Genomic DNA, 3,530 nt, shown 5'->3' with positions numbered 1-3,530 from the left:
GCAATGGATATGTACACCTAAAAAAAATGGTCGACTGCCAGGTCGCCTTCGCGGGCAAGCCTCGCTCCTACAAGGTTTCACGCGAACCATAGGGTACCCGTTACCGCAGCAATGGATATGCACGCCGACAACCGCCTTCGTCCTTTCAGACAAACACAATCTCATAAGGCAACCGCATCCGCTCCAACAACACCCTCGGTAACCGTGGCGCAACGCCGATGGCCGGCTCGCCATCGAGCTGACTGGCGTAAGCATGGGTAGCGTGGCTCTTGCGCGCCACCGTCCAGGTGTCCAGTCGCACCTTGCGCGCCCGGTGCCAGGGGATCAAGGCGCTGTCCCGGGTTGGCCAGTGCCAGGCCCAGACCGGTATCTCAGTGAAGACGGCGCCGGCGATGGTGGCGGCATTGGCGCTGGCGCGGCCGACGGCGTCATGGTCGCTGTTGCCATCCTCGCACCAGGTGCTGAACACCACATCGCCCGGGCGTAGATAACGGGCGATGAATTGCGTGAGCGCCTGTTCATGCTCCGCCAGGGTGTGGTCGGTGAAGCCGCCGCGTATCCATTTCAGGCTGTGCATCGGCAAGCCGAGGCGGCGCAAGGCCTCGACACTTTCCTGGGAGCGAAACACGCTCAGGCGCTTCTCCGACCACTGTTGCGACCCCGGATGACTGGCGCTGCCGTCGGTCACCGAAATCAGTTGCAAAGGGTGTCCCGTGGCGCTCAGCAACTGCAGCAGACCGCCGCAGGTCACCACTTCGTCGCCAGGATGGGGGGCGATCACCACGGCACGGGCGCCGGGGGGGAGGAGGGACTGGGTACCGATTACCGGGATATTGGCCAATTGCGGGGCACTGTTCCAGATTTGTTCTGCACAGCCGCTGTCACTGATGGACACAGATTTCATGACGTACGTCCTTGTTCCGTTCACCTCCAGTCGTGCACAACAGCAAGCGCTGTAGCAGCTGTGAGGCGGGTTGTTAGCGAAGCGCGGCGCTCCGGACCCTGGACAGCCGCGCATCGAGTATTGCTCATGTATCGCTATTCGTCGCGCCGGATGTGCATGCATGGCACAAATTTTCCGATGCGCTGGTTTTACTCCTCTTCCTCGCGTTGCAGTTCGAACAGCAGCAACGAGCGCCCGGTGACCGAGTACTCGCGCCCGAAATCGAAGCGCTCCTGACCACGTATGGACGGTTGGTTGGTGTCGATCAGGCACGTCCAGAAGCCGCCGTCGGGTACCTCCGGCAGGAGGAAGTTGACGATGTCGTGATGGGCGTTGACCACCAGCAACAGCGTGGCATCCGCGCCTTTGCGACGGATCCCGGTTTCCTGGGCGCGCCCGTCGAGCAACATGCCCAGGCAGCGATTGTGCGCATCGTGCCAATGCTCGGTGGTCATTTCGCTGCCATCGGGCGCCAGCCAGGTGACGTCCTTGACGCCGATGTCCTCGTTGTAGTTGCCCACCAGAAATCGCCCGCGGCGCAGGATCGGATAGCTCAGGCGCAACTTGATCAGGCGCTTGACGAACTTGAGCAGGGCCTTGCCGTCTTCGCTCAGGTCCCAGTTGACCCAGCCGATGTCACTGTCCTGGCAATAGGCATTGTTGTTGCCTTCCTGGGTCCGGGCGAACTCATCGCCGGCCACCAGCATTGGCGTACCCTGGGCCAGCAGCAAGGTGGCAAAGAAGTTGCGCATCTGGCGATGGCGCAGGGCGTTGATCTGCGGGTCGTCGGTGGGGCCTTCGACGCCATGGTTCCATGACAGGTTGTTGTTGCTGCCGTCCTGGTTGTTCTCGTCGTTGGCTTCGTTGTGCTTGTCGTTGTACGACACCAGGTCATTGAGGGTGAAGCCGTCGTGGGCGGTGATGAAGTTCAGCGATGAATAGGGCCGCCGGCCACGCTGGTTGAACATCTCGCCGGAAGCGGTCATGCGACTGGCGAAGTCCGCCAGTTGGCCGTCGTCGCCTTTCCAGAATGCGCGCACGGTGTCGCGGAACTTGTCGTTCCATTCCACCCAGCCCGGGGGGAAGCGGCCGACCTGATAACCGCCGGGCCCGCAATCCCAAGGCTCGGAGATCAGCTTGACCTGGCGCAGCACCGGGTCCTGGCGGCAGGCCACGAGGAAGCTGTGGCGCTCGTCGAAACCGTCGTGATAACGCCCAAGGATGGTCGCCAGGTCGAAACGGAAGCCATCCACATGCATTTCCGAGGCCCAGTAGCGCAGGGAGTCGGTGACCATCTGCAATACGCAGGGGTGGCTCAGGTCCAGGGTGTTGCCGGTGCCGGAGTCGTTGATGTAGAAGCGCTTGTCGTCAGGCATCAAGCGGTAATAGGAGGCGTTGTCGATGCCGCGCATGGACAGGGTCGGGCCTTGTTCGTTGCCCTCGGCGGTGTGGTTGTAGACCACGTCGAGGATCACTTCCAGGTTGGCTTCGTGCAGGTGCGCGACCATTTCCTTGAACTCGGCGATCTTGCCGCTGGCCAGGTAACGCGGGTCGGGGGCGAAGAACGCGATGCTGTTGTAGCCCCAGTAATTGGTCATGCCTTTGTGCAGCAGGTGCTGGTCGTTGACGAAGGCGTGGATCGGCAGCAGCTCGACGGTCGATACGCCCAGCTTGCGGATGTGCTCGAGCACTTCGTCGACCATCAGCCCGGCAAAGGTCCCCCGCAGGTTTTCGGGAACGGCGGGGTGGCGCATGCTGAAGCCGCGCACGTGGGTTTCATAGATGATCGTCTTGTCCCATGGCACGCTGACCCGATGATCGTGGCCCCAAGTGTGCGCCGGGTCGATCACCTTGCATTTGGGCACGAAGGGCGCGCTGTCGCGTTCGTCGAAACTGAGGTCGGCGTCGGGGTGGCCAATGGTGTAGCCGAACAAGGCTTCGGACCATTTCAACTGACCGACCAGTTGTTTGGCGTAGGGGTCGATCAACAGCTTGTTGGGGTTGAAACGATGGCCGTTGGCCGGGTCATATGGGCCGTACACGCGGTAGCCATAGATCAGCCCTGGATGAGCGTCGGGCAGGTAGCCGTGGTAAATCTCGTCGGTGTATTCCGGCAGTTCGATGCGTTCGAGTTCGACTTCGCCGGCGTCATCGAAAATGCACAGTTCGACCCGGGTGGCGTTGGCCGAGAACAGGGCGAAATTGACCCCCAGGCCATCCCAGGTCGCACCGAGCGGAAAGGGCAGTCCTTCGCGGATGCGTGACGGCTCGGCGCGGGGAGGCGGCGTTTCTTTCTTGGGACGGGTCATAAGTGCTCCAGTAACGGCAGACAGTGACGGGGCTCAGTATTTTTTCGCGGGCGAGCAAACCCCGCGGTGGCGAGCAGACTCGCCACGGGAAGACCTTCAGGACAACGGTGAAAAAAGCTTAGACGGCGGGCGGCTTTCGCGCTGCGCGAGGCTTTTTCTCGGCGGCTTTTTCCCCTGGCGGAATCACCGCAGAGGCAGCAGCCGGCTTGGCTTTGGCCTTGGGTTTTGGCGCTGCGGCCTTGCCATTGAGCTTGCCGTCGCCGACAGGACATGCCTGG

General features: G+C 61.9%; 2 protein-coding genes and 1 pseudogene. All 3 read right to left on the bottom strand.

Annotated elements, in window-relative coordinates:
• Positions 1-145 precede the first annotated feature (145 nt).
• On the bottom strand, positions 146-904 hold the full coding sequence (locus PMI35_RS27235; protein ID WP_008055706.1) for a PIG-L deacetylase family protein: 759 nt from the start codon (positions 902-904) through the stop codon (positions 146-148).
• 188 nt (positions 905-1,092) lie between these two features.
• Positions 1,093-3,252: a glycogen debranching protein GlgX gene (gene glgX / locus PMI35_RS27240; RefSeq protein ID WP_008055704.1), complete on the bottom strand. Its 2,160-nt coding sequence runs from the start codon at positions 3,250-3,252 to the stop codon at positions 1,093-1,095.
• 118 nt (positions 3,253-3,370) lie between these two features.
• Positions 3,371-3,530 (bottom strand): annotated as a pseudogene (locus PMI35_RS35810) (DUF2934 domain-containing protein); the annotation flags it as partial.

It is taken from the genome of Pseudomonas sp. GM78, from assembly GCF_000282475.1.
Taxonomy (GTDB): Bacteria; Pseudomonadota; Gammaproteobacteria; order Pseudomonadales; family Pseudomonadaceae; genus Aquipseudomonas.
Note: the sequence above shows the minus strand (reverse complement) of the source record. Positions and strands in the feature narration are given on the sequence as shown.